Raw genomic sequence first — 6,160 nt, forward strand, 5'->3', positions numbered from 1 at the left:
AGACCTTTCTGAAACTGCACCCTATTCATCGCCATGACTCACACTCCCGTCGAGAACATGGCTTCAGCATCCCTCGCTGCCGTCGCACATCATGCGACTTGCAACTGAGGTTCGACGCTAATCAGGATTGGCATTGAAGGCTCCCGGCATGAATCTTTTATGCAACGCACGCCCGTTCTCGACATAGCTTCATCACCCCTGCAATGCACGTTGTCGTGTCGTTTTTCGTCTAACGGGACAGGAACTCATTCGCCTGGCTACTGTGGACTTCACATGCCTCACACCATTCGCGCCAGATGACCGGCGCGTTCACGGTGGCGAGTCGGTATTTTCGTGCAAAGCCGATATGAAACGTTGGTCGCCACGAAGACACTTCCTTGAATGTGACCTAATTAGAGGTGTATGTCCGCAACGTCGTGGAAATTTCCGACCACCCCGGGCACGGGCTGCTTGATGGTTCTTTACCGCTCCCTCATCGACTCATCCACACCTCGCCGCAACGGATCGAGGAGGTAGTCAATGACTCGTCGTTTTCCCGTATTGATCTCCGCAGTCAGTGACATTCCGGAAGTCAGGTTGACCGCGACGCCATCAATCACCAACACGGTTTTCTTCATCCTCACCCGCGCCTGATAGACCAATCCGAGCTTTTCGTCCTGGATGGCGTCGTGCGAGACACTTTCCACGACGCCATCGATATAACCGTAGCGTGTGTACGGAAAGCTTTCGACCTTGATCGTAGCCCGCTGTCCAGGCTGCACGAAGCCGATGTCCTTGTTGAGCACCGTGGCCTCCACTTCCAGTTGCTCGTTTTCGGGCACAATGGACAGAAGGGGCTGAGCGGGCGTGACCACGCCACCGACGGTATGCACCGCAAGCTGTTGAACCATACCGGTCACTGGAGCGCGCAATTGCATGAGGGCATTGCGCTGGGTAGTCCTCGCTACCTCGGGCTCGAATTGCTGGATCTGCTCGCGTGCCTGACGCAACTCATCAAGCAACTGACGGCGTGTATCGGTCACGGTGACCGATAGCTCTTCCCTCGCTCCAATGATGGCGGAGCGTAGTTCCGCTTGGCGGCTGCGTTGCCCAGCAAGGTCGCGCTCGGCGTTGATGCGTTCCTGCTTGCGCTGCAGGTAGTCCTGCTTGGGAACGTAACCGTTGCCGAGCAGTTTTTCGTAGTCCGCCACCCGAGTGCGCGAGATCTCCAGATACTGCTCAAGCGGAACAATTGCCGACTCGACCGTACGCAGCTCTGCCTGTTTCTGCGCAACCATCGCCTCAAGGCTCTGCTTCTTAGCCGCGAAAGCAGCAAATTGACTGAGCGCCAGTTGCCGAGTGGCCTCAAACCGATCTGCGGGTAGCCCAGCCTCGTTCGCCATCGCCGGAAGCTCTCCCGCATCCATCGCCTTGACCAAGGCCGCAGATCTTGCGGTGGTAAGTCGAGCGCTGATCAATGCCTCTTCGGCTTTCTTGCTGTCGGCGGTGGTGGCCGTGGCGTCCAGCTCAATGAGAAGTTCACCCTGCTTCACCGCTTGACCGTCATGGACCAGCACGCGGTGCACCACAGCCGTTTCAGCCGACTGAATCACCTTGGTGCGGCTGCTGGTGACAGTCTTTCCCGGTGCGACGGCAACGACATCGAGCTTGCCCAGACAGGCCCAGAGCAACGCCACGCAGAATAGCGCCATGATGACCCACAGACTCCGGCGCGGTACCGGGGACAAGGGGGTGTCAGCCAACTCGAGATGTGCCGGAAGAAACGCCAGCTCCTCGCGCGTGCGCCGGATCGGCTCCAGGGCACGGCGCTCCGCCCATGCCACACGAAAGACCTGACCGTAGCGCCGAAGCACGCCCCCTATGGCGCCGACTCTGCTCGTCATGTGCGTCAGCCCTGCTGCAATTGGGAGAGGTGCGCGAAGTGTCCATCGGGGCGCTTCAGCAATTCATCGGGCGCGCCGGTTTCCACGATGCGTCCATTGTCGACGACGACGATGCGGTTGGCATGACGGACGGTGGAAAGGCGGTGGGCGATGATCAGTACCGTGCGGCCCTGGCAGATGGAGCGCATGTTGGCCATCACCGCGCGCTCCGACTCGTAGTCCAATGCGCTGGTGGCTTCATCGAAAATGAGAATGCGTGGGTCGGTCACCAGTGCGCGGGCGATCGCGATGCGCTGGCGTTGGCCACCGGACAGGCTGGCGCCGTGTTCGCCGACAATCGTGTCATAGCCCTGTGGAAGCTCCACGATGAATTCGTGGGCACCTGCCAATTCAGCCGCTCGAATGACTCGCTCCAGTGGCATGCCGGGATCGATCAGCGCGATGTTTTCGCGCACGCTGCGATTGAACAGGAAGTTCTCCTGCAGCACGACGCCCAGCTGGCGCCGCAGCCATGCGGGATCGGCCAGCGCCAGGTCGGTGCCGTCCACTAGAATCCGGCCGCGTTCGGGCACGTAGAGTCGCTGCACCAGCTTGGTCAGCGTGCTCTTGCCGGAACCGGAGCGGCCGACGATGCCGACCACCTCACCAGACTGGATGTCGAGGTTGATGCCCGCCAGCACTTCGGCGGTATCGGGGCGATAGCGGAAGCTGAGGTTTTCGAATGTCACGCTGCCTTGGATCGGCGGCAAGGCCATCCGGCTACCACCCGCTTCCGTGCGGGTATTGAGGACGTCGCCCATCCGCTCCATCGAAATGCCGACCTGCTGGAAGTCCTGCCACAGCTGCGCCAGGCGCACGATCGGCGTGGACACCTGACCCGACAGCATCGTGAAGGCGATCAACTGGCCGACCGACAGCGTGCCATCGATCACCATCTGGGCACCCCAGTACAGGACCGCGATGCTGACCAGTTTCTGCAGCAGCTGCACGCCCTGCTGGCCGATGTTGGCCAAGTGCGTCACCCGGAAGCCCGCGCTGACGTAGCCCGCCAACTGGCTATCCCAGGTGCGCACCATGCGCGGATCCACCGCCATCGCCTTGACAGTACCGATGCCGGCGATCGTTTCGACCAGGAACGACTGGTTGTCCGCGCTGCGCACGAACTTCTCGTTGAGGCGGGCGCGCAAGGTCGGCGTAATGGCCGCGGACCAGATGGCGTAGAGCGGCAGCGAGATCACCACGATCAGGGTCAGCCAGCCGCTATAGAAAAACATCACCGCCAGAAAAACGAAGGTGAACAGCAGATCCAGCACGGAGGTCAAGGTCTGGCCGGTCAGGAAGTTGCGGATGTTCTCCAGCTCGCGCACGCGGGCGATCGTGTCGCCCACGCGGCGCGATTCGAAATAGGCCAGCGGCAACGCGAGAATGTGCCGGAACAGGCGAGCACCCAGTTCCACATCAATACGACTGGTGGTGTGGGCAAACACATACGTGCGCAGCCCCGAGAGCACCACATTGAACAGCGTGATGACCACCAGGCCGACCGTGATGACAGTCAATGTGGTCATCGCGTGGTGCACCAGTACCTTGTCCATCACCACCTGGAAAAACAGCGGTGTGACCAGGGCAAACAGCTGCAGGAAGAATGAGACGACCAGCACTTCCAGCAGCAGCTTGCGGTACTTCACCACCGCCGGAATGAACCAGCTGAAATCGAACTTAGCCAGTTCCGCTACCATCGACGCACGGGAGGCGACCGTCAGCAAACGGCCGTCGTAACGAGCCAGGATTTCCTGTCGGGACAGAATGCTGGGGCGTTGGAGAGCAAGGTCGTGGATCAGCACCTTTTCATCGTCGACCTTGGCCACGACGAACGCCGTGCCGTCGTTCATGAGGGCAAGCGCGGGCAACGCCACGCGATCCAGGCGCTCGGCAGGTTGTCGGACTACTTTGGCCTTGAGGCCTAGTCGTTTCGCCGCGAGCAGTAACGCGGTCTCATCGAAAGGCTGATTGCCCCTGCCGGCGTCATGACGTAGCTGGGCAGCGTCCGCCGCAATACCGTGAAACTGGGCCAGCAAGACCAGCCCCTGAAGGGGTTGATCGTTTGTAGTACCGACCGCTTCCGAAGTTTCAAGCTTTTCGCGTTGCGGTTCATAGGCAAGATCATCAGCAGTTACTGCGCCATCCATGCTCAGCCTCGGCTTCTCATACAAGATTGGAGAGGCATGCACCCATCACGTAATACGCGTTAGGGATTGGCCTCACTCCAGAGGGGAATACCTGCTCTCAACACGCATGCGCTCGCCCCTGCATTACGAAACGCAACATCGTGCGCAACCGTAATTCCTTGCTCAGTCTGCGCGCGGACAATGGCAAACACAATTCGGTGTTTGTGAGGTAGATCGCAGTTGTAAGAGGGGCATCTGGATAGAAGCCCGATGGCGGCTCACTGGGGCTTTGTCATGTCAGGCTTCCCTGATAAACATTGACGGCCTGGGCCGACAAGGTCAGCTCGGCAGAGCTGCCTGAATCATGGCGGAGCGCGCATCTTCATGGAGTTCCGCTGCCCAAGCGTTAGGAAATTTCGATTCTTTAGCCAATTTCCAAGGACCCTGGCCCAGAGGCGGACCCGGAGCACCGAGATAGCCAGCCCTATGGCACTCCCGGCCGGAGCACCCCAAGAACCCCTCCGGGTCGAAGCACACGCCCTACCCCTGATAACGCTCCCTAATCGCAGCGCCGACGCACCCGGTCGTCCGCAAAAAGTTCGTCGGTTCAGCCAAGGCGCACGCCGCACAGCGCGGCCGGCCGCCTCGACCTTACGTCCCATAGAACTGGATGCCGTGGTGGCAGTACTCCGGCGGCGGCGCGTCGGGGGACACGCAAGTCATGCTGACGGCCATTGCCGGTGGCGGGGACAGAGAGTTCAACTCCAGCGAGGTCAGTTGCACTAAGCGTTCCTCGCTGCCCTTCGTTACCGCCAAAGTCAACATCAAAGAGACGTCCGAACGCTCGGCGCCACGATGCATCTCAACTAAGTAGGCAGCCCGCACCGCGGGCTCGCGGGTGAATAGAGCTTGGAGCGCCGGTACCAATGCGTCTGTGGGAACGGAAGGCGGGCAGAGCCCGACATGCAGCCAAGATGCTTGCTCGCGCGCTTTCGGCGTTCACCACATTTTGTGTGCTCGACTACATTCGCTCTGTCCTCGCACAAACGCAAACAGCAACGCCACGGTCCCGATTCGTCCTGGATCTCGGTGAGCCGCTGGCTTTGGTCAAGCTCAGCCCGAAGTTAAGAATTTCGGTGGGTTATCGGTTGCCCTGGAGCGCCCTGGAGAACAACTTGTTGCGAGTATCGACACCTTGAACAACTTAAGCGAGCGGTCGCGGACCGCCATAGCCTCGGACTGCGCCCGCTATGAGGCGTGGTGCGGTGCAATGGGACTAACGCCGATACCGGCATCCGCCGATCAGGTGCAAGCCTGGCTTATAGACTGCGTCAATGAAGGACCGAAGCTTGCGACGATCAATCGCTTCGTCTACAGCATCGGTCAGGCACACGCCATGGCAGGCACCATTTCGCCCACAAAGATGCCCACCTGGAAGAGTCATTGGCTGCGGATCCGCTCAAAGCTGCAAGCGTTGGGCTTGACCCAAACCACCAAGCGCGAGGAGTTGAATGCCGACAACATTCGAGCCATCCTGGCGTCGATAGGTGATTCTCTACGGGAATTGCGGGACGCGGCTCTCATTACGGTCGCATTTGACACTCTCTGCAAGCCTGCCGAACTAGTTGCGGTGTGCCTCGAACAGATATCGGTTCTTAGCGACGGCTCAGGCCAGCTGTGGCTACCACAACAGCCAGACCTGCAAGTCTCGCTTGATGGCGTTCGGCGGTTGTCCCCAGACACCATCCATCGCGTGCGGCGCTGGTGTGGCGCAATGAACATTCAAAGTGGACCCTTATTTCTAGCGATTGGTGGTCGCCCGAAACGGAAGCGAGCGGACTCCGCGATGGCGGTCGAGCCGGAGGCGGTCGCCCGAATCTTTCGGCAGCGCGCTACGGCTGCAGGACTCGAAGGGGGCGAATTCAATTCTGAAGTGCACCACCCCAAACGGTAGAGCGGCGCAGGTGCGGTAGCCTGCACATCTTCACCGCCAAGTGGAACTGCACATGAGCTACACACACCTGAGCCAAGACGAACGCTATCAGATTCAACACCTGCATAGGGGTGGTTTTTCAGCCCGCGAAATCAGCGCGGAGTTGAAACGCGCGG

Annotated in this window: 5 protein-coding genes; 2 read left to right on the forward strand and 3 right to left on the reverse strand. The window is 60.0% G+C overall.

Annotated elements, in window-relative coordinates:
• Nucleotides 1–461: 461 nt before the first annotated feature.
• The 3 genes from ACFPPB_RS19945 to ACFPPB_RS19955 form a co-directional block, all read right to left on the reverse strand.
• Nucleotides 462–1,883: an HlyD family type I secretion periplasmic adaptor subunit gene (locus ACFPPB_RS19945; protein WP_377330355.1), complete on the reverse strand. Its 1,422-nt coding sequence runs from the start codon at nt 1,881–1,883 to the stop codon at nt 462–464.
• A 5-nt stretch (nt 1,884–1,888) separates the two neighbouring features.
• Complete coding sequence (locus ACFPPB_RS19950) at nt 1,889–4,072, reverse strand: type I secretion system permease/ATPase (RefSeq protein WP_417715092.1); 2,184 nt, start codon at nt 4,070–4,072, stop codon at nt 1,889–1,891.
• A gap of 630 nt (nt 4,073–4,702) precedes the next feature.
• On the reverse strand, nt 4,703–5,020 hold the full coding sequence (locus tag ACFPPB_RS19955) for an enhanced serine sensitivity protein SseB C-terminal domain-containing protein (protein WP_377330361.1): 318 nt from the start codon (nt 5,018–5,020) through the stop codon (nt 4,703–4,705).
• Nucleotides 5,021–5,246: 226 nt separating this feature from the next.
• Here ACFPPB_RS19955 and ACFPPB_RS19960 point away from each other — a divergent pair, with 226 nt between their 5' ends.
• A complete protein-coding gene (locus ACFPPB_RS19960) occupies nt 5,247–6,005 on the forward strand; it encodes a hypothetical protein (RefSeq protein WP_377330357.1) in 759 nt (252 codons plus the stop codon).
• Between the two features lie 52 nt (nt 6,006–6,057).
• A partial coding sequence (locus tag ACFPPB_RS19965; protein WP_377328847.1) for a helix-turn-helix domain-containing protein occupies nt 6,058–6,160 on the forward strand: 103 nt, incomplete at its 3' end.

Source organism: Rhodanobacter terrae (assembly GCF_042657005.1).
In the GTDB taxonomy this organism is placed as follows: domain Bacteria; phylum Pseudomonadota; class Gammaproteobacteria; order Xanthomonadales; family Rhodanobacteraceae; genus Rhodanobacter; species Rhodanobacter terrae.

Coding starts and splice junctions, on each gene's coding strand:
- ACFPPB_RS19945 (WP_377330355.1), bottom strand. CDS start 1,883: ATGACGAGCAGAGTCGGCGCCATAGGGGGCGTGCTTCGGCGCTACGGT.
- ACFPPB_RS19950 (WP_417715092.1), bottom strand. CDS start 4,072: ATGGATGGCGCAGTAACTGCTGATGATCTTGCCTATGAACCGCAACGC.